Here is a 19,367-nt window from a genome sequence, read left to right on the forward strand (position 1 = left end):
TGCCCGGGGCGCCGCGTGACCCGGTGCTCCTGGGTGCGCCCGCTGCCGCGGAGTTCGCCGGGCGGGAACCGTTCGGCGAACTCCAACCGGGTTTCAGGAGCCGGTGCGGCCCGGTCCCTCAGAGCGGCAGCAGATCCGGCCGCTTGGCCGCGACATGGTCTCCCGAGGACTCTCCGCGCAGCCGGCGTCCGATCCACGGAACCAGGTACTCGCGTGCCCAGTGGATGTCGTCGCGCCGCACCTCGAACGTGCCGCGGTGCATCTGCGGCGGCCACTCCCGGTCCGGGTCGGTCGGCACATCGAGGCCGAGGACCTGGGCGGCGCGCAGCGCGACCCGGGTGTGCCCCTCGGGCGACAGATGCAGCCGGTCGCCGTCCCATGCGCGCCGGTCCTGCACGGAGCGCAGCGACCACAGGTCGAGCACGGGGCAGTCGTAGCGGTCCGCGATGGACCGTACGTGGGCGGTGTAGGTGGCGATCTTGCCGCGCAGGTGACGCAGCACGGGGACGTCGCGGGTGTCGAAGCCGGTGGTGACCATGACCGTGCCGACCGACTCGGTCAGCTCCGCGACCGCGCGTTCGAAACGCTCGGCCACGTCGTCGGGGTCGGTGCCCGGCCGGATGATGTCGTTGCCGCCGGCGCAGAAACTCACCAGGTCCGGGGCGAGTTCCCTGGCCCGCGGTACCTGCTCCTCGACTATCTGGTCGAGGAGACGTCCTCGTACGGCGAGATTGGCGTATCCGAAATTGCTGCGCGCCGCTTCGGGGCCGGGGAGCTGGCCCGCGAGGAGCACCGCGAGCCGGTCCGCCCACCCGACGAAGGTGCCGTCCGGACCGGGGTCACCGACGCCCTCGGTGAAGCTGTCGCCAATAGCCGCGTACGACCCGATGGCGCGATGTCTGTTGATGACGCCCTGTTGGTTGATGTTCGAATCGTCTGCCACAAGGGCCAATCCTGCACCGTCGAATGTGACCTACGCGACCGTAATAAGGGGTTGACGGGTAGTGACATAGACCACCCGGTCAGATTTTGGTAAAGGGGAATAAGCAGAGGGACGGTGCGCCGCCGCACACCGTCCCTCTATGTATTGCTCAGGTCCGGGTCACCGGACCGGTGTTGCTGGATCAGACGTTGATCCCGTGCGACGCCAGGTAGGCGATCGGGTCGATGTCCGAGCCGTACGCCGGACCCGTGCGGATCTCGAAGTGCAGGTGCGGGCCGGTGGCGTTGCCGGTGGCGCCGGAGAGGCCGACCTGCTGGCCCGCGGTCACGGTCTGGCCCGCCGAGACGGAGAGCGAGGACATGTGGCCGTACTGCGAGTAGTGGCCGTCGGCGTGCTTGATGACGACCTCGTTGCCGTACGCGCCGCCCCAGCCGGCGGTGACGACGGTGCCGGAGGTGATCGCCTTCACGCTGGTGCCGGTGGAGACGGGGAAGTCGATGCCGGTGTGGCTGCCGCTGGACCAGTTGGCGCCGGAGGCACGGTAGGCGGTGGTGTGGTTGCCGGGGACCGGGTGGACGTAGCCGGAGCTGTCACCCTGGTCGGCCGAGGTGTCGTCGGACACCGAGGCGTTGGAGGCCACGGGGGCCTTCGTCTCGGTCTTGGCCGGAGCCTTCGACGGAGCCTTCGACGGGGTGGATGTGTGCGAGGCGGTGGTCGAGGCGTGGCCCCAGGCCTTGCCGCCGAGCGTCAGCTTCATGCCCGGGAAGATCAGGCTCGGGTCGTCGCCGACAACCTTGCGGTTGTCCTGGTACAGCTTCTCCCAGCCGCCCTTGAGCTTGTGCTCGGCAGCGATCTTCGACAGGTAGTCGCCGGAGACCACGGAGTACGTCTTGGTGCCGGCCTGCTTGTCCGCGACCGGCTTGGCCGGGTGGAGTGCGTGGCGGCGGCCGACTTCGAGGTGGCGGGAGCGGCCTGCTCCGCGGCGTTGGCACCGGTGGCGCCGAGCAGCGGAAGCGCGATGACGGCTCCGCCGGCGCTCGCGACGACGACGCCACGGGCGATGGTGCTGGACTTCGGACGGCGGTGCTTACCCGATATGGGCATGAAGGATTTCCTCTCCGGCGCCTGCGAGGTGAGCTGTCGGGTTCGGGCTGGAGATGCCCGGTCGCGCCTGGCGCGACTTCACCCCGAGCCGGCCGGATCTCTCCGGTCGGCGGCTTACCTGGTTCCCCCGCTCCTGCCACACGGTGAGTGGGTGCGTGAATTCCGGACGGCGGCAGGATTAGGCGTTCCATCCGGATTGACATGGAACGTAAGCGAGCCGGGACAGCGGAAACAAGCCGCAGGTTCCGGAGCGGATTCCGCGCCGGAAATTCGGCGCGGAATTACGGTCACACTCCGTGGATTAAGGATCTTGGCTTTCCGCACGGCGCACGGAATACCCAACCGGACCGCCGCCACACACCGTCACGGATATGATCCCGCTCACGAACGGGTGACCATCTCCCGCATAAGCAGGGCATGTTCGACTAAATGCCCCAATCCGGACATGTCATGCCCGGCTCTCGCGCCGGCGTCGCAGCCGTCCGGCACCGGAGCCACCCCGCCGCGTGTCCCGGGGCAGCCCCCGACCGGGCCGGTCCGGGACCCGCAGAGGGCGGCGGACAAGATGATTGGCTGAGGAATCAATGTCGTATCGTCACGAGAGTGGACCCGTCGGCGACACGCGCCGGCGGCAGAGCCTCCAGGAGTGACCGTGACGCAGCAGCTGCCGCAGACCCCGTCGACGGAACCCGAGCTGGCGGGGTGCGCAACTTCCGCGACGTGGGCGGGCTGCCCGCCTCGGACGGTCGGCGGGTGCGGTACGGACGGCTCTACCGCAGCGGCCACCTCGCGCACGCCACGGCTGAGGACACCGCGTTTCTCGGCACCCTCGGACTGCACACGGTCTTCGATTTCCGCAACGCCGCGGACCACAAGCTGGACGGCCCGGACGTGGAGCTGCCCGGCGTGCGCAACGTGAACATCCCGCTCACCGACCCGGCGGACGGCAGCGAGTTCTGGCGGATGGTGCGCGACGGCAACATGGCCGAGCTGCGCTCGATCCTCGCCGACGGCAAGGGTTCGGCCCGCATGTCCGCCTCGTACCGCACGATCATCCTGGACCGCACCGCCGAGCACAGCCGGGTGCTGCACGCCCTGGCGAAGGACAGCGTTCCCGCCCTGATGCACTGCGCGGCCGGCAAGGACCGCGCGGGGCTCTCGATCGCGATCTCCCTGCTCGCGGTCGGCGTGGGCCGCGAGGACATCGAGGCCGACTACCTCAAGTCCAACGACGCCCACCGCCGCTACAAGATCCGTCGCAGCGACACCTCGGCGGCCGGGATGTCCCCCGAGGTGATGGAGCTCCTCAGCCCGCTCTTCGGCGCGCACAGCGACTACCTCGCCGCCGCCTTCGCCACGATCGACGAGACCTGGGCAGCACCGACCGCTACCTCACGGAGGGACTCAAGGTCACTCCCGAGACGCGGGAGCGGCTGCGCGAGCGCCTTCTCGAAGAGGCGTGAGCAGCCGGGAGGCGTCCGCGGCTACTGGTTGTGCATCCCCACCGCGAACAGCAGGTAGAGGAAGCCCGCGACGACGTGCCCGGCGACCAGGTAGGCAAACAGCCGGATGACCAGCCCGCGCGGCATCTTCCGCTCCTGCGAGTCGGAGTCCTTGCGCCTGGCCGGGGTGAGCGGGTCGTAGTTCTCGGAATCGGACATGACAGTCCTCTCTGACGACCGGACATGCCGGTGGCGGGGCCGGCGCCTCAGCGACGGTGGATCCCGCTGCCGAGACACAGCTCGGCGGCGGGGCTCTGGAGCAGGGTGTGAACGAAGAGCAGCTCGGCGCCCGCCCGCTCGGGCGCCGCGATGCGGTGCGGGGTGAGCGAGTCGAAGTGCGCGCTGTCGCCGGGAGCGAGGTCGTGCACCGTCTCCCCGAGGGTCACCCTGAGGTGACCGGCGAGGACGTACAGCCATTCCTCGCCGGGATGGACGCGCACCAGGTCGCTCTGGACGCCGTACGGGACCCGGACGCGCAGCGCCTGCATCGCCCGGCCGGAGCCGCCGGCCTGCTGGTACGTCCAGCCGTCGGCCTCGGCGCCCTCGAACCTCCGGCCGCGCACGATCGCGTCCCGTTCCGGCGGCATCTCGCCGAGCAGCTCGGAGACCGTCGTACCGTAGATCCTGGCGAGACCGAGCAGCATGGGCAGCGAGGGCTGGCGCCGGCCCGTTTCGAGCCGGGACAGATGGGCGGGCGAGAGCCCGGCCCGCTGGGCCGCGGTCTCCAGGGTGAGACCACGGCTGAGGCGCAGATCGCGCAGGCGTGGCGCGACACCGGGCAGCTCGTCGGCCGCCCCTCCGTCCGGAGGATTCATGTCCTCATTGGGCCAGGATCCTGCCTCGGAGGCAAATTTTTTGCCTCCGAGGCAAAATCCGCCGCGGATCAGCGGTTGGCGACGGCCTGCTTCACCAGGGTCCGGCCGAAGTCCCACATCAGCCCGCCGTTGTGCGCGTCGTCCATCACCGCGGTGAACGCGGTCACGAACCGGTCCACGTCCGGCTCGTCGATGACCAGCGGCGGGATCAGCTTGATCACTTCGAGGTGGTCGCCGGAGACCTGCGTGAGGATCCGGTGCTTCTGCAGCAACGGCACGACCACCATCTGCGCGAAGAGCCCCTTGCGGGCCGCCTGCAGCATGGTCCAGCGGCTGCGCAGCTTCAGCGAGGACGGCCGGCCGAACTCGATGCCGATCATCAGCCCGCGCCCCCGCACCTCGTGCAGCAGCTCGTAGCGGCCGACCAGTGCGGCCAGCCTCTCGCGCAGCAGATCACCGGTGCGGCGCGCGTTCGCCACCGTCTCCTCGTCCTCCATCACGGCGAGGACCGCGAGCCCTGCGGCCATCGCCTGGGCGTTGGAGCCGAAACTGGCCGAGTGGACCAGGACCCGGTCCATCGACGAGTAGACGCGTCTGAAGATCCAGTCCTTGCCGAGGGTCGCCCCGACCGGCACGTAGCCGCCGGAGAGCGCCTTGGCCACGCAGACCAGATCGGGTTCGACACCCTCCTCGTGCTGGTACGCGTAGAAGTCCCCGGTCCGGCCGAGTCCGGTCTGCACCTCGTCGGCGATGAGCAGGGCCTTGTGCTTGTGCAGCAGCTCCTGGGAGGCGCGCAGGAAGCCGGGCGGCGAGGCGTGCACGCCCTTGCCCTGGATCGGCTCGACGACCAGTGCGGCCACGTCGCCGCGCTTGAGCTCGCGCCGCAGGGCTTCGAGGTCACCGAGCCCGATCGCGGTGTCGGGCAGCAGCGGGGCGAAGCCGTCCCGGAACCCGGCCTCTCCGTTGACCGAGAGCGAGCCGGTGGTCAGGCCGTGGAAGGCGTGCGTGCAGTACAGGATCCTCGGCTTCCCGGTGGCGTACCGGGCGAACTTGAGCGCCGTCTCGACGGCCTCCGTGCCGCTGTTGCCGAAGAACACCCGGTCCAGGTGCGGGCTGTGCGTGAGCAGCTTCTCGGCCAGCAGGCCGGGCAGCGGCTGGCAGTCGAAGCGGGTGAGGTCGGCGAGCGAGGCGTCCAGTACGTCGTGCAGCGCCTTGCGCACGACGGGGTGGTGCCGGCCGAGCCCCATCACACCGAAACCGGCGAGCATGTCCAGGTAGTCGTTGCCCTGCTCGTCCCAGAAGTGCGCGCCCTCGGCCCGTTCGTAGACCTTGTCGAAGCCGATGGTGTGCAGCATGCGCGGCAGCTGGTGGTTGAGGTACTTCGTGTGCAGTTCGTAGCGTTCGGCGCCGCGCTCCGCGAGGAGCTGCGCCAGATCGAAGCCCTTGGGCCCTTCGTCCTTCATGCCCCGCTCTCCTTGTGCCCGTTGCCCAGGGCGTTGCGCTCGTCGTACCCGCCGTCGGCGGGTGTCTCCCCTGCGGCCAGCGTGGTGCTGATCCGCCCCGCGATCTCGACCGGTGTGAGCCCGATGTCGGCCAGCACCTCGGCGCGCTTCCCGTGCGCGAGGAACTGCTCGGGAATGCCGAACGTCCGCAGCGGTACGTCGACCCCTGCGTCCCGCAGCGCCTGACCGACCGCCGAGCCGACGCCGCCCGCCCGGCTGTTGTCCTCGACGACGGCGACGAGGCGGTGCTGTGCGGCGAGCGGGGCGAGCTGCTCGTCGACCGGCTTGACCCAGCGTGGGTCGACCACGGTGCAGCGGAGCCCGGAGCCGGTGAGCAGCTCGGCGGCCCGCAGACAGACGGGGCCATGACACCGACCGCGACCAGCAGGACATCGGCGTCCTCGACGCGGTGCAGGACGTCCATGCCGCCGATCCGTCCGACGGCGGGGATTGACTCCCCCACCGCCTCTTTGGGGAACCGGATCACGGTCGGTGCGTCGTCCACGTCGACGGCCTCGCGCAGCTCGGCCCGCAGCTGGTCGGCGTCGCGCGGTGCCGCGATACGGAGCCCCGGCACGACCTGGAGCAAGGACATGTCCCACATGCCGTTGTGGGACGCCCCGTCCGGCCCGGTGACGCCGGCCCGGTCCAGGACGAACGTCACTCCGCACTTGTGCAGCGCGACATCCATCAGCAGCTGGTCGAAGGCCCGGTTGAGGAAGGTGGCGTAGACGGCGACGACCGGATGCAGCCCGCCGGTCGCCAGTCCGGCCGCCGAGACCGCCGCGTGCTGCTCGGCGATCCCGACGTCCCAGACCCGGTCGGGGAACGCCTCGGCGAACCTCGTCAGACCCACGGGGTGGAGCATCGCGGCCGTGAGGGCGACGACGTCCGGCCGCCGCGCTCCGATCGCCGCGATCTCGTCCCCGAACACCGAGGTCCAGGAGGGGCCGGCCGACGCGACGAGCGGGGCACAGGTCAGCGGGTCCATCGCACCGACGGTGTGGAAGCGGTCGGCCTCGTCCCGGAGGGCCGGCTGGTAGCCGCGCCCCTTCTCGGTGATGCAGTGCACGAGCACCGGACCGTGGAAGCGCTTCGCGCGGTGCAGCGCGGACTCGACGGCGGCGGTGTCGTGCCCGTCGACCGGGCCGACGTACTTCAGGCCGAGGTCCTCGAACATGCCCTGCGGGGCGAAGGTGTCCTTGAAGCCCTTCTTGGCGCCGTGCAGCGACTCGTACAGCGGCTGCCCGATGACCGGCGTCTGCTGCAGGACGCCCTTGCCCCACGAGAGGAAGCGTTCGTAGCCGTCGGTCGTCCGGAGGGTGGCGAGGTGGTTGGCCAGGCCGCCGATCGTCGGGGCGTAGGAGCGCTCGTTGTCGTTGACGACGATGATCAGTGGCCGGTCCCTGGCGGCTGCGATGTTGTTCAGCGCCTCCCAGGCCATCCCGCCGGTCAGCGCGCCGTCACCGATGACCGCGACGACGTGGTCGGGGCGGCCGAGCACCTCGTTGGCCTTGGCCAGGCCGTCGGCCCAGCCGAGCACCGTGGAGGCGTGCGAGTTCTCGATGACGTCGTGCTCGGACTCCTCGCGGGAGGGGTAGCCGGAGAGGCCGCCCTTGCCCCGCAGCTTGGAGAAGTCCTGCCGCCCGGTGAGGAGCTTGTGTACGTAGCTCTGGTGGCCGGTGTCCCACAGGATGCGGTCCACGGGCGAGTCGAAGGCCCGGTGCAGGGCGATGGAGAGCTCCACCACGCCCAGGTTGGGCCCCAGATGACCGCCGGTCCTGGCCACGGCGTCGACCAGGAACTTCCTGATGTCGTCGGCGAGTTCGCCCAGTTGTGGTTCGTTGAGCTTCTTGAGATCGTGCGGCCCCCGGATGCTCTGCAGAAGTGTCATGCCCGGGCCCCCTCTCTGGTCCTGTTCCAGCTCACGGTGACGGCGGGGACCCCCGACGGCGTCCCTGCGTCTGCGCCGAAACCGGCGCACCCCCGCCGACCGCCACCGGCCCGGCCTGGATGCGCCGCGTGTGGCGGCGCATCGCGAGCGGCCGGGCCGGCAGCGTGGGGAGACCCGGTGCGACCGGGTCTCCAGCGGTCATCACGTCACCGGTTCCCGCCGATGGTCTCCCGTGCGGCACGCAGGGATTCCTTCAGCGACCCCATGGTGGCGAGGACGGCGGTGGGCTCGTAGCCGCAGTGCGCCATGCAGTTGGCGCAGCGCGGGTCCTTGCCGCGGCCGTACTTGTCCCAGTCGGTCTCCTCGACGAGTTCCCGGTACGTCGGCACGTACCCGTCGCTCATCAGGTAGCAGGGCCGCTGCCAGCCGAAGAGCGAGTAGTTGGGAATGGCCCACGCCGTGCACGGGAAGTCGGCCTTGCCCTCCAGGAAGTCCAGGAAGAGCGGCGAGTGGTTCAGGCGCCACTTGGCCCGGTTGCCGCCCGCGAAGGACTTCTTGAAGAGCTCGCGGGTCTGCTCGACCCCCAGGAAGTGCTCCTGGTCGGGTGCCTTCTCGTACGCGTAGGCGGGCGAGATCATCATCTCGTCGACCTTCAGATCGTCATTGAGGTAGTTGAGGACCTCGATGACGGTCTGCGGGGTGTCGGTGTTGAAGAAGGTGGAGTTCGTGGTGACCCGGAAACCGCGGCGCTTGGCCTCCTTCATCGCGGCCACCGCTTCGTCGAAAACCCCTTCCTTGGCGACCGATTCGTCGTGCCGCTCGCGCAGCCCGTCGATGTGCACGGCGAAGGCGAAGTACGGCGAAGGCGTGAACTTCTCGATCTTCTTCCGCAGCAGCATCGCATTGGTGCAGAGAAAGACGTACTTCCTCTTTGCCACCAGCTGACGGACGATTTCGTCGATCTGCGGGTGCATCAGAGGCTCGCCCCCCGCGATGGAAACCATCGGGGCGCCCGATTCGAGCACCGCGCCGACGGCCTGGGCCACCGGCATGCGCTGCTTGAGAACTCCGGCCGGATGCTGGATCTTCCCGCAGCCCTCGCAGGCGAGATTGCACGCGAACAAGGGCTCCAGCTCGACAATCAGCGGGAACTTCTCCCGCTTGCGGAGCTTCTGTTCAATGAGGTACGTCGCAACCTTGATGGACTGACGGAGCGGCATGGCCATCTAGCTCACCTCCTGGGGAGCAGCAAAGATCGGTGCCATTCATAGAAAGCCGGTAGGACGGCACGAAGAACGCGGAATGCCGATATTCCACCGCGGACCGTGCCGATGCGGACGAGCTCATGCTCTGGAGCGTCCACGACCACCCGTACGGCCGCAACCGGGCGGGGCCCGGACCGCAGAGCGGTGCGCAGGGTCGCGGCGGACTCCATGTCCACCGCGATCGCCCCCGTGGCCCGCAGCTCGGCCCGCTCATGCCCGCGTACGACATGGTCGGAGCCGGTCAGCGGGCCGGTGTGGACGGTGCGTCCCGGTACGGCCCTGGCCAGCGCGTCGGCGAGCAGGCCGGTGCCGGTACAGGCGGCCGCCTCCCCCGCCATCCGGGTCTCGTCGGCCACCACCAGGTCCCCGGGGTGCATGCCGGGCGTCAGTCCGGCACAGAACCCCGAGGCGATCACCGCGGCGCCGAGGGCCCGGCCCTCGCCGAGCGCCCGGGCCACCGCTGTTTCGGCCGCCTTGGGCCCCATGCCCGTACGGAGTACGGTCACCGGGCCCGAGGCGCTGTCCGTCCTGCTCCTGCCGGTGCGCAGGGCAAGCTGTTCGATGCCCAGCGCGCAGGCGATGAGCAGCGGGGCGGCGGGGCCGGCCGGCCCCGCGGGTTCGCCCATCAGACCCCCTCACGGATGTCGGTGCGGCCGGCGAACGGGTCGCCGTGCACGTACCGCCCGAGTGCCGTCAGGGGGAAGACCTGCCGGTAGAGGTGGTAGTTGATGGAGAAGTCCCAGGGGAAGCCGGTGCCGGTGAAGTACGGCTCGTCCCAGGAGCCGTCGGCCTGCTGGGTCTCGGCGAGCCAGGCGACACCGCGCGTGACGGCCACGGTGTCGCGTCTGCCCGCGGCAAGGAGTGCGAGCAGCGCCCAGGCGGTCTGGGACGCGGTCGAGGCTCCGTGGCCGATCCACTTCACCTCGCTGTACGAGCGCAGGTCCTCGCCCCAGCCTCCGTCGTCGTTCTGGACGGATTCCAGCCAGCCGACCGCGCGCCGGATGGAGGGATGCGCGGTGGGAAGTCCGGCGGCCACCAGAGCGGGGACCACCGACCCGGTGCCGTAGACGTAGTTGACGCCCCAGCGGCCGAACCAGCCTCCGGCGGCGTCCTGTTCGGCGAGCAGCCACTCGATTCCGCGCCGGGTGGCGGGGTTCCTGGAATGGCCTTCGATGGCGAGCATCTCCACCACGTGCCCGGTGACGTCGGCGGAGGGTGGGTCGATGACCTCGCCGAAGTCGCAGAAGGGCAGCCGGTTGGGGAACGCGCTGGTGTTGTCGGCGTCGAAGGCCCCCCAGGCGCCGTTGCGGGACTGCATGCCGACGTTCCAGCGCACCCCGCGCTCGATGGCGGCCTCGATCCGTGCCGGATCCGGGTGCCGGACCCGGCGCAGCGCGAGGACCACCTCGGCGGTGTCGTCGATATCGGGGTAGTTGTCGTTATGGAATTCGAACGCCCAGCCTCCCGGGGCGAGTTGGGGCCTGCGTACCGACCAGTCGCCCGGCCGCACGATCTCCTCGCCGAGCATCCAGTCCGCCGCCTTCACCAGCGCCGGGTGGTCGGGGCTCAGCCCGGCGTCGGCGAGCGCGATGGTGGCGAGGCAGGTGTCCCAGACCGGGGACTGACAGGCCTCGATCATGCGGGCGCCGTCCTCGCGCCAGACCGTGAAGCGGTCCAGCGAGGCGAGTCCGGCCCGCATCACCGGGTGGTCGAGGTCGTAGCCGAGCAGATGCAGGGCGATGACGGAGTACACGGCGGGTGGCTGGATTCCGCCCCAGCAGCCGTCGTTCTCCTGGCGCTCGATGATCCAGCGGGCGGCGGCGTTCATTGCGAGCCGGCGCACTCTGCGCGGGGCGATCCGGTGATAGAGGTGCAGTGCCTTGTCGAGGCGCTGGAAGAGACCGTCCCAACTGGCCGCCGGGGCAATGCGCCTGGGCGGGTTCGGCTGGTCCGGGTCGGTGTGCAGCTCGTCCAGCGCGAAGGGGGCCGGCCGGACCGGCCGCTTCGCGGAGACGACCGTGAGCGGCACGATGGTCTGGCGGGCCCAGCAGCCGAAGTCGTAGATGTTGAGCGGGACCCATTTGGGGAAGAACATCAGTTCGGGCGGGAGCTCCGGGAGGTCGTCCCACTTCCACCAGCCGAAGAGGGCCAGCCAGATCCGGGTGAACACCCGGCTCGCCGCGATCCCGCCCTGCTCTCTGACCCAGCTCGCCGCGCGGGCCATGTGCGGCTCCTCCGGCCGGTCACCGGCCAGCCGCAGTGCCACGTACGCCTCGACGGTGGCGGAGAGGTCGCCCGGCCCGCCGTGGAAGGTGGCCCAGGTTCCGTCGCCCAGCTGCTCGCCGCGGATGAAGAGGCCGGCCGCCCGGACCGTGGCGGGGTCCTGGATTCCGAGGAACTGTCGGAGTAAGAGGTCCTCCGCGTCCATGGTGACGTTGGTGGCGAGGTCGCCCTTCCACCAGCCCTGCTCGTCCTGCCTGCCGAGGAGATGCTCCACCGAGCGTTCCGCGGCCCGCCGCGCGGCGGCCAGTACGTCGTCCGCGGCGATGGTTGATTCGGTTGTCGGTCTACTGGCCGAGGCTGCGCGGGGATCCACAGCCCCGGTGCTTCCGTCGGTCGTCGCTGTCATGGCTTCCCCTTCGTGCAGTTGGTCCTCTGCTGTGCTGGGGTCTCCGTCGGCCGGCGCCCATGGCGGGCACCGGCCGGCGACTGCGAGTCATATGGACCAGATGGTGATCATCTCTTTCGTACGACGACGAAGTCCGCGAGCGCCGTGAGCTGCGCCCGCACGGTTTCGGGCATGTCGACACCGTGCAGCGCCTCGATGGCGACCGCATGCTGACGACGGGCCTCCTGGGCGGTCCATTCGCGACCGCCCGCCTCCTCGATGAGTGCCGCACGGGCGGCGAACTCCTCTTCGGAGAAGCTGTCGAAGTCGCTGCTCTTCGCGTCGGCGGCGAGCAGCTCGCCAAGACGCTCGGAGGCCGGTCCGCCCGCGGCGAGCGCGGCGACGACCGGCAGGGACTTCTTGCGCTGGCGCAGATCGCTCCAGGTCTGCTTGCCGGTGGACTCCGGGTCGCCCCAGATCCCGAGCAGGTCGTCGACCGCCTGGAAGGCGAGGCCGAGGTGGTAGCCGTACGCCTCCAGGACGTCGGCGGTGCGGTCGTCGGCGCCGCCGAGCACCGCGCCGATGGAGCAGGCGCAGGCGAGCAGGGCGCCCGTCTTGTTGCCCTCCATCTCCAGGCACTCCTCGACGGTGACCCGCTCGCGGTGCTCGTAGGAGATGTCCTGGGCCTGCCCGTCGATGAGCTTGCGGGTGGCCGAGGTCAGCCGCCGGGCCGCGCGGCCCGCCTCGACCGTCCCGAGCTCCAGCAGGATCTCGTTGGCCAGCGCGAAGAGCGCGTCGCCGACCAGGATCGCCTGGGCGGGGCCGTGCACCTTCCACACGGTGTCGCGGTGGCGACGCTGCTCGTCGCCGTCCATCAGGTCGTCGTGCAGCAGCGAGAAGTTGTGCACGAGTTCGACGGCCACGGCGCCGGGGATGCCGGCCTGCGCGGCGGCGCCCGCCGCCTCGGCGGACAGCAGGGCGAGCGCCGGGCGCACGGCCTTTCCGCCGTCGCCGTCGGAGGGCCTGCCCTGGGCGTCGATCCAGCCGAAGTGGTAGGCGGCCACGGTGTCCATGGGCGGTGCGAGCCGGTCAACGGCGGCCCGGAGCACCGGCGCGGAAAGGGCCCGTCCGCGCTCCAGGAGCGCGGTGACGTCCGTGGTGTCCGCCATGGTGTCGGAAGCCGGATTCGCCGGGGTCACTGACTCTCCTCTTGTTCCGGTGATACTGCTCATGCCGCCTCCTGCAGCGGATGTTCATGGGAGCGGCCGAGCGCCAGGAGTGCGGCGTCCGCTGCGCCGGCACCGCTGCGGACGGCGCCCTCCATCGTGGCGGGCCAGCCGGTGGCGGTCCATGCGCCGGCCAGGAAGAGGCCGGGTGCGCGGGTGCGCGTCCCGGGCCGCAGCCTGCCGACGCCGGGGGCGGGGGCGAAAGTCGCCGTGCGCTCCCGGGTGACGAAGAAGTCCCTGATCCCGGCCCCGCGGGCGGCCGGGAGGAGCCGCTCCAGCTCGGGCAGGTAGCGCGCTCGCAGCTCGGCGACGGGGAGGTCGATCTCCTCGTCGGCGGCGGACTGGGAGAGCGCGAGGTACTGGCCGGGGCCGGTGAGCCCCGAGGCCTCGGTGCGGTCGAAGACCCACTGGACCGGCGAGCCGAGCGCGGCGAAGAACGGCCGCCGCAGCACCTTGCGGTCGTAGACCACGTGCACGTTGAGGATCGGTGAGTTGCCGATCTCCAGCAGCCGCTCCGGTGCGTCGAGCGCGCCCTCGGGCAGCAGGTCGTGCGTCTCGCGCTGCGGCACGGCCAGCACGACGGTGTCCGCCTCGATCTGTTCGGCGCCGGTGTCCACGCTCCAGCGTCCGCCGTCGGTACGGGTGATCGCTCCGGCCTTCGTGCGCAGTTGCGTGCGGACGCCCGCCGCGTCCAGAGCCTTGCGGCCGAGCGTGTCGTGCACGTCTCCGAGCGGCACGGCCGCCCAGCCGATGTCGGCGGCGCCGGGCTCGGACAGCAGGCCGGTCTTGAAGACCTTCGCGGCGAGCGCGAGCGAGGAGTTCGGTGCGGTGGCGTTGAGCGTGGCGACGCCGACCAGGTCCCAGAGTGCCTCGATGGTGCGCGGCGACTGGCCGTGCCGGGCGAGCCAGCTGCCGAAGTCGATGGCGTCCAGTGCCGGGTCGTCCGGGTCGAGCCTGCCGAGGGCCAGCGCGGCGCGCCCCACGCCCGCGCGCTCGGCGAGCGAGAGGTGGGGTAGCCGGCGAGCCCGGCGGCGAGATGGAACGGGACCGGCAGCGCGTTGCGGCGCAGCCGTCCGAGCCGGGGGCCGGCCGGCCGCCCGACGTCCAGGACGGGCACGTCCAAGCGGTTCTGCAGGGGGGCCAGACGGGTGCCGTCGACCCGGTCGAGGAACCAGCGGTAGGCGGTGCAGCAGCGCAGATAGACGTGCTGGCCGTTGTCGACCGTCAGCTCACCGCGCCGGAAGGAGAAGGCGAGGCCGCCGAGCCGGGGCCGTCCTTCGAGCAGGGTCACGTCAAGCCCGGCATCGGCGAGCCGCAGGGCCGACGTGATGCCGGCGAGCCCGCCGCCGATCACGACCGCCCGCGAGGGACGCGGGGCGTCGTCCGTCATGCGTCCCCCTCTCTCCAGGTCTTTCCAGTCAGGGACGCAGCGGTGCGGCCGGGGGTTGCCCGAAGCCCGCGCTGATCATCCATGCTGCTCATGGTGCGCGAGATGTCCGTCAGACGCATTCAGACACGCCCCCTGGCCGTCCGGCGCGAAATGTAGCGGGCGTCGAGACCTGACAGGCCGCGGACCGCCACATACGCCTTCTCGTGGCCCGGCAGCGAGACCCGGCCGCGCAGCACCGCCTCGGGATCGCGCTCGATCCGGTCCAGGAGCCTGCGGTAGATGCCGGCCATCGCCGCCACGCACGCACCGCTGCGCCGGTCCAGCATCGGCAGCAGCCGGTAGCCCTCGGCGAACAGGGCGCGGGCGCGCCTGACCTCGAAGTGGACCAGGCCCGCGAAGTCCGAGCCGGGCGGCGGGGTGGCCCGGTGGAAGCCCTCGGAGCAGCCGAACTTGGCGAGGTCGTCGGCGGGCAGGTAGGTCCGCCCGTTGGCCGCGTCCTCGCGGACGTCGCGCAGGATGTTGGTCAGCTGGAGCGCGAGGCCGAGCGTGTCGGCGTACTCCGAGGCGCGTTCGGCACCGGGCGCGCCGGGTTCCGTACCGAAGACGCCCAGGCTGAGCCGGCCGATGGCGCCGGCGACGCACCGGCAGTAGGTCTTGAGGTCGTCCCACGTCTCGTAGGTCGCACCGCGCACGTCCATCAGCACGCCGTCGATGAGCTCGTCGAGCCCGCCGAGCGGCAGCGGGAACCTGCGGGCGGCGTCGGCGAGTGCCACGGCCACCGGATCGGTGTCGTCCTCGTCGACCGCGCCGGCCCGGACCCGGTCCAGGAGCGTGCGGGTGCTCTCCAGCCGGACCCGCTTGGTCTCCGGCTCCAGCTCGCCGTCACCGATGTCGTCGACACGACGGGAGAAGGCGTACAGCGCCGACATGGCCTGTCGCTTCTCGGCCGGCAGCAGCCTGATGCCGTACGCGAAGTTCCGCGCCTGCTGTCCGGTGACGGCCTCGCAGTAACTGTATGCGGCCTGTACCGGTGCCGACATGTACGTCGTCTGTCCCTCCACGGTCCGGCTCACCCCTCTCTACGCGCTCTTCGCAAGACAACTCCCACCTCGCGCAGCAGGCTGGGCGTGGTGGGCTTGGGCGGTCCGGGCAGTACGTCGAACCCGGCGGCCGCGATCGCGGAGAGGGCGGCGCGCCCTCCTCCGACAAATCCGGCGAGAAGCAGCTTGAGCCTGCCGTGGACGCTACCCACCAGAGGGGTGCCTTCATTCAGCAGTTCCCCGGCGCGTTCCGCCTCGTACGCGATCAGCGCCCGCACCGACGCGCTCCCGGAGGGGGCCGCCAGGTCGGATTCGGCCACATGGAACCTTGCCATGTCGTCGGCCGGCAGGTAGATGCGGTCGCGGCCGAGGTCCTCGGTGACGTCCTGGAGGTGCTCGGCGATCTGCAGCGCGGTGCAGACGGCGTCGGAGCGGCGGATGCGTTCGGGGCTCGCGGTTCCGGTGAGCTGCAGGACCAGGCGGCCGACGGGGTTGGCGGACAGCTCGCAGTAGGCGAGCAGCTCCTCGTACGTCCCGTAGCGGCGGATCTTCTGGTCCTGCCGGTTGGCCTCGATGAGGCCGAGGAAGGGTTCGGGGGTGAGCGAGCAGCGCCGCACGGTGGGGCGCAGGGCCTGCAGGAGGGGGTGGTGCGGGGTCTCACCGGTGGTGGCGAAGATCCGGCGCAGGTCGGTCTCCAGTGCGTCGAGCATCGCGAGCCGGTCCTCGCCCTGTGCGGGGTCGAGACCGAGGTGCCGGGCGTCGGCGCCACCGGGTGCGAGGTCGCCGTCGCCGATGTCGTCGACGAGCCGGGCGTATCCGTAGACGGCCATCAGGTCGTCGCGCCAGGCGCGCGGCAGGAAGAAGGGGCCACCGGAAAATTCTCGTCGGCAGCCTTGTCAAGGGTTCCGGGTACGGCGGAATCAAGCCGCGTCTTCCGGGCACGGCTCACTGCGGGCCGCCCTGCACGGGGACGGCGTGAGCACCTCGGAGCTGGAGATCATCCGTCATAGCCGTCACATCTCCCGTTCTACACTGCTGACCCAAAACAACCCATTCCGGACACGCCGCCCGCTCTCCCCAGTGCGGAGGACCCCTACGGGCCGTCCTTCCAGGCGGTATCGCCCCACTTGCAACGAATCAGCACCGGTACAGCTTACGTTGTACAACGCTCATCGATACGCCGGGGTGCGGGGCGCACAGCAAGTGCGCGCCGCGCCGTGTCAACTGTCCCCGCGCGCCGGTGAATTGACGTCATCCGGCGGGAGGAGATCTTGCCGGGGCGGATACGACGAGCCGTGGACGTCCGGGGCCGGGTCCACGATCCGGACAAGCAGAGCGGCCCCTGCCGGTGTGGACCGGCAGGGGCCGCTGCGGTGTGTGCGCCGGGGAAGCCCTACTTACCGGTCTCCCGCTCGTACGCCTTGAGGACCTCGTCGGTCGGGCCGTCCATCAGCAGCTCGCCCTTCTCCAGCCACAGCACCCGGTCGCAGGTGTCCCTGATCGACTTGTTGCTGTGACTGACCAGGAAGACGGTGCCTGCCTCCTTGCGGAGCTCCCTGATGCGCGCCTCGGAACGGATCTGGAACTTGCGGTCACCGGTGGCCAGCGCCTCGTCGATCATGAGGACGTCGTGGTTCTTGGCGGCGGCGATCGAGAACCGGAGCCGGGCGGCCATACCGGAGGAGTATGTCCGCATCGGCAGGGTGATGAAGTCACCCTTCTCGTTGATGCCCGAGAAATCGACGATGTCCTGGTACCGCTCGCGGATCTCCTCGCGGCTCATCCCCATGGCGAGCCCGCCGAGGACGACGTTGCGCTCGCCGGTCAGATCGCTCATCAGCGCCGCGTTCACCCCGAGCAGCGAAGGCTGGCCGTCGGTGAACACCCTGCCGTGCTCGGTCGGGAGCAGACCGGCGATGGCCCGCAGCAGGGTGGACTTGCCGGAACCGTTCGTCCCGATGAGACCGATCGCCTCGCCCCGGTAGGAGGTGAAGGTGACGCCGCGCACGGCGTGCACCTTGCGCACCCCGCGCTCCTCGCCCTTGCCGCGGCGCAGTATCCGGCTCAGTGCCGCGGTGGCGCCGCCCTTGCCACCGCCGCCGCCGTTGACGCGGTACACGACGTGCACATCGTCGGCGATCACGGTGGGGATGCGCCCCCCGGTGTTGTCCTCAGCCACGGCCGTACCGTTCCTCTGCCTTCCAGAAGTACACGAAGCCCGCGATGCCCACCAGGAGCGCCCAGGCCAGCCCGACCGCCCAGACGTGCGAGGGCAGGTTCTCCGAGCCGTAACCGTCGATCATCGCGTACCGCACCAGGTCCATGTAGATGGCCGCCGGGTTGTACTGCAGCACGTCGGCGATCCAGGCCGGCTTGTCCGCGAGCATCACCGGGATGGAGAACATGACGCCCGAGGCGTACATCCAGGTCCGCATGATGAACGGCATCAGCTGCGCCAGGTCGGGGTCTTGGCGCCGAGCCTGGCCATGATCAGCGCCAGGCCGGTGTTGAAGAAGAACTGCATGACCAGGGCGGGGATGACCAGCAGCCACGACAGGCGGGGTAGCTGCCGAATCCGACGGTCACGGCGACCAGCACGATCATCGAGTACAGCAGCTGCTGGAGCTGCTGCAGCGAGAAGGAGATGGGCAGCGAGGCACGGGGGAAGTGCAGCGCGCGCACCAGACCGAGGTTGCCGGCGATGGCCCGGACGCCCGCCATCACCGAGCTCTGGGTGAAGGTGAAGACGAACACCCCGGTCACCAGGAACGGGATGAAGACCTCCTGCGGGATCCCCTTCTTGGTGCCGAGGATCAGGCCGAAGATGATGAAGTACACCGCGGCGTTCAGGAGCGGGGTGGCCACCTGCCACAGCTGGCCCAGCTTGGCCTGGCTGTACTGGGCGGTCAGCTTCGCCCGGGAGAACGCCATGATGAAGTGGCGTCGCCCCTGGAGCTGGCGCACGTACTCGAGGAGCCCCGGCCTGGCTCCGCTCACCGTCAGGCCGTACTTCGCGGCCAGCTCGGCGGAGCTCAGGCCGTCGTCGGCCGATGGCGGGGTGCTCAGCGCAACCGCAGCATCATGGGTTGTGTCACTCACCAGATGAAACTCTCGTATTCAAAATGCGCAGCCAGTCGCGGGCGCGGCTCAGTGCGGACAGGTCCCGACAAGAAAAATACGCCTCATGCTCCCAGAGGCGAGCCTCTCAGATGACCGGAGGCCGGCCGAGTCTGGTCAGCCGCCACACCGTACGCCACTTCATCGGACGGCGCGGTCCGCAGGGTGTCGACCAGCCTTCCCGGAAGCCGGCGAACCATGCCTTCAGCGCCGGCCCCGAGGGCTTGCGGAGCAGGGTCAGCAGCAGCCACACGCCGAGGTACACCGGGACCAGGGGCGCGGGCAGGTTGCGACGCGCCAGCCAGACCCGGTTGCGGGCCACCATGCGGTGGTAGACCGCGTGCCGGGACGGGGCAGTGGTCGGGTGGTTGAGGACCATGTCCGCGCGGTAGTCGATCAGCCAGCCGGCGTCCAGCGCCCGCCAGGCCAGATCGGTCTCCTCGTGGGCGTAGAAGAAGTCGCCCGGCAGCGGGCCGACCTCGGCGATGACCCTGGTGCGCACGGCGTTGGCGCCGCCGAGGAACGTCGTCACCCGCGACGAACGCAGCGGGTCGGCGGCGCGCAGCCGCGGCACGTGGCGGCGCTGGGTGACGCCGGTGTCCGGGTCGGCGATCCGGAAGCTGATGATGCCGAGCTTGGGATCGGCCTCGAACGCCTGCCGGCACAGCTCGGCGGTGTCGGTGAGCGGCAGCAGGCCGTCGTCGTCCAGGAAGAGCAGGGCGTCCACGTCGGCGCCGGACGGCCCGAAGGCCTCGATACCGACGTTGCGGCCGCCGGGGATGCCCAGGTTCTCGGGCAGTTCGACGGTCCGTACGCCTGCCGGGACGTCCGGTACGGGAGAGCCGTTGCCGACGACGACCACCTCGATCCGGTCGCCGTCCTGCTTGGCGACCGAGTCGAGGAGGGCGCGCAGCTCGGCCGGGCGGTTGCCCATCGTGATGATGACCGCGCCGATTTTCAT

The 19,367-nt window shown here is 70.4% G+C and carries 12 protein-coding genes, 7 pseudogenes and 1 riboswitch; of the genes and pseudogenes, 1 reads left to right on the top strand and 18 read right to left on the bottom strand.

Going from position 1 to position 19,367, the window contains the following annotated elements; all coding sequences use genetic code 11:
* Positions 1 to 118: 118 nt before the first annotated feature.
* Positions 119 to 943, bottom strand: a complete 825-nt coding sequence (locus LNW71_RS00505) for an SGNH/GDSL hydrolase family protein (protein WP_250966392.1) — start codon at positions 941 to 943, stop codon at positions 119 to 121.
* A 181-nt stretch (positions 944 to 1,124) separates the two neighbouring features.
* Positions 1,125 to 2,047, bottom strand: a pseudogene (locus LNW71_RS00510) (peptidoglycan DD-metalloendopeptidase family protein).
* A 5-nt stretch (positions 2,048 to 2,052) separates the two neighbouring features.
* Positions 2,053 to 2,242, bottom strand: a riboswitch (cyclic di-AMP (ydaO/yuaA leader).
* Between the two features lie 457 nt (positions 2,243 to 2,699).
* On the opposite strand from LNW71_RS00510, the pseudogene LNW71_RS00515 reads away from it, so the two are divergent.
* Positions 2,700 to 3,510, top strand: a pseudogene (locus tag LNW71_RS00515) (tyrosine-protein phosphatase).
* Between the two features lie 21 nt (positions 3,511 to 3,531).
* Here the strand turns inward: LNW71_RS00515 and LNW71_RS00520 are convergent.
* The 16 genes and pseudogenes from LNW71_RS00520 to LNW71_RS00590 all read right to left on the bottom strand — a co-directional run bounded on the left by LNW71_RS00520 (position 3,532) and on the right by LNW71_RS00590 (position 19,367).
* On the bottom strand, positions 3,532 to 3,708 hold the full coding sequence (locus tag LNW71_RS00520; RefSeq protein WP_250966393.1) for a DUF6126 family protein: 177 nt from the start codon (positions 3,706 to 3,708) through the stop codon (positions 3,532 to 3,534).
* A gap of 47 nt (positions 3,709 to 3,755) precedes the next feature.
* The gene (locus LNW71_RS00525; RefSeq protein ID WP_250966394.1) at positions 3,756 to 4,364 is read right to left on the bottom strand and encodes an XRE family transcriptional regulator; all 609 of its coding nucleotides are present in this window, start codon (positions 4,362 to 4,364) and stop codon (positions 3,756 to 3,758) included.
* A gap of 68 nt (positions 4,365 to 4,432) precedes the next feature.
* Complete coding sequence (locus tag LNW71_RS00530; RefSeq protein ID WP_250966395.1) at positions 4,433 to 5,827, bottom strand: aspartate aminotransferase family protein; 1,395 nt, start codon at positions 5,825 to 5,827, stop codon at positions 4,433 to 4,435.
* A pseudogene (gene dxs, locus LNW71_RS00535) lies at positions 5,824 to 7,760 on the bottom strand (1-deoxy-D-xylulose-5-phosphate synthase). Before dxs ends, LNW71_RS00530 begins: the two are co-directional and overlap by 4 nt.
* 46 nt (positions 7,761 to 7,806) lie before the next feature.
* Positions 7,807 to 7,962 (bottom strand): annotated as a pseudogene (locus LNW71_RS00540) (4-hydroxy-3-methylbut-2-en-1-yl diphosphate synthase); the annotation flags it as partial.
* Positions 7,963 to 7,966: 4 nt separating this feature from the next.
* Complete coding sequence (gene hpnH, locus LNW71_RS00545; RefSeq protein ID WP_250966396.1) at positions 7,967 to 8,986, bottom strand: adenosyl-hopene transferase HpnH; 1,020 nt, start codon at positions 8,984 to 8,986, stop codon at positions 7,967 to 7,969.
* A 5-nt stretch (positions 8,987 to 8,991) separates the two neighbouring features.
* Complete coding sequence (locus LNW71_RS00550; protein WP_250966397.1) at positions 8,992 to 9,651, bottom strand: 1-hydroxy-2-methyl-2-butenyl 4-diphosphate reductase; 660 nt, start codon at positions 9,649 to 9,651, stop codon at positions 8,992 to 8,994.
* Positions 9,651 to 11,654, bottom strand: coding sequence for a squalene--hopene cyclase (shc, locus tag LNW71_RS00555; protein WP_250966398.1), 2,004 nt, complete (start codon positions 11,652 to 11,654; stop codon positions 9,651 to 9,653). The genes LNW71_RS00550 and shc overlap by 1 nt, the downstream gene beginning before the upstream one ends.
* A 107-nt stretch (positions 11,655 to 11,761) precedes the next feature.
* The gene (locus LNW71_RS00560) at positions 11,762 to 12,865 is read right to left on the bottom strand and encodes a polyprenyl synthetase family protein (protein ID WP_250966399.1); all 1,104 of its coding nucleotides are present in this window, start codon (positions 12,863 to 12,865) and stop codon (positions 11,762 to 11,764) included.
* Positions 12,862 to 14,052 carry a hydroxysqualene dehydroxylase HpnE gene (gene hpnE / locus LNW71_RS00565; protein WP_374119501.1) on the bottom strand — a complete coding sequence of 397 codons (1,191 nt, stop codon included), beginning with the start codon at positions 14,050 to 14,052 and terminating at the stop codon, positions 12,862 to 12,864. Before hpnE ends, LNW71_RS00560 begins: the two co-directional genes overlap by 4 nt.
* A 17-nt stretch (positions 14,053 to 14,069) precedes the next feature.
* Positions 14,070 to 14,249: pseudogene (locus LNW71_RS36735) on the bottom strand (FAD-dependent oxidoreductase); the annotation flags it as partial.
* A 119-nt stretch (positions 14,250 to 14,368) separates the two neighbouring features.
* Positions 14,369 to 15,289 (bottom strand): presqualene diphosphate synthase HpnD, encoded by a 921-nt coding sequence (gene hpnD, locus LNW71_RS00570; RefSeq protein ID WP_250966400.1) that lies wholly within the window; start codon positions 15,287 to 15,289, stop codon positions 14,369 to 14,371.
* Between the two features lie 29 nt (positions 15,290 to 15,318).
* Positions 15,319 to 16,238, bottom strand: a pseudogene (hpnC, locus tag LNW71_RS00575) (squalene synthase HpnC).
* Between the two features lie 444 nt (positions 16,239 to 16,682).
* A complete protein-coding gene (locus LNW71_RS00580; protein WP_250966401.1) occupies positions 16,683 to 17,468 on the bottom strand; it encodes an ABC transporter ATP-binding protein in 786 nt (261 codons plus the stop codon).
* A pseudogene (locus tag LNW71_RS00585) lies at positions 17,461 to 18,388 on the bottom strand (ABC transporter permease). The gene LNW71_RS00580 and the pseudogene LNW71_RS00585 overlap by 8 nt, the downstream one beginning before the upstream one ends.
* A 106-nt stretch (positions 18,389 to 18,494) precedes the next feature.
* On the bottom strand, positions 18,495 to 19,367 hold the full coding sequence (locus LNW71_RS00590; protein ID WP_250971848.1) for a glycosyltransferase: 873 nt from the start codon (positions 19,365 to 19,367) through the stop codon (positions 18,495 to 18,497).

The sequence above is a fragment of the Streptomyces sp. RKAG290 genome, from assembly GCF_023701695.1.
Classification (GTDB): Bacteria; Actinomycetota; Actinomycetes; order Streptomycetales; family Streptomycetaceae; genus Streptomyces.

Coding starts and splice junctions, on each gene's coding strand:
- LNW71_RS00520 (WP_250966393.1), bottom strand. CDS start 3,708: ATGTCCGATTCCGAGAACTACGACCCGCTCACCCCGGCCAGGCGCAAG.
- LNW71_RS00525 (WP_250966394.1), bottom strand. CDS start 4,364: ATGAATCCTCCGGACGGAGGGGCGGCCGACGAGCTGCCCGGTGTCGCG.
- LNW71_RS00530 (WP_250966395.1), bottom strand. CDS start 5,827: ATGAAGGACGAAGGGCCCAAGGGCTTCGATCTGGCGCAGCTCCTCGCG.
- hpnH (WP_250966396.1), bottom strand. CDS start 8,986: ATGGCCATGCCGCTCCGTCAGTCCATCAAGGTTGCGACGTACCTCATT.
- LNW71_RS00550 (WP_250966397.1), bottom strand. CDS start 9,651: ATGGGCGAACCCGCGGGGCCGGCCGGCCCCGCCGCCCCGCTGCTCATC.
- shc (WP_250966398.1), bottom strand. CDS start 11,654: ATGACAGCGACGACCGACGGAAGCACCGGGGCTGTGGATCCCCGCGCA.
- LNW71_RS00560 (WP_250966399.1), bottom strand. CDS start 12,865: ATGAGCAGTATCACCGGAACAAGAGGAGAGTCAGTGACCCCGGCGAAT.
- hpnD (WP_250966400.1), bottom strand. CDS start 15,289: ATGTCGGCACCGGTACAGGCCGCATACAGTTACTGCGAGGCCGTCACC.
- LNW71_RS00590 (WP_250971848.1), bottom strand. CDS start 19,367: ATGAAAATCGGCGCGGTCATCATCACGATGGGCAACCGCCCGGCCGAG.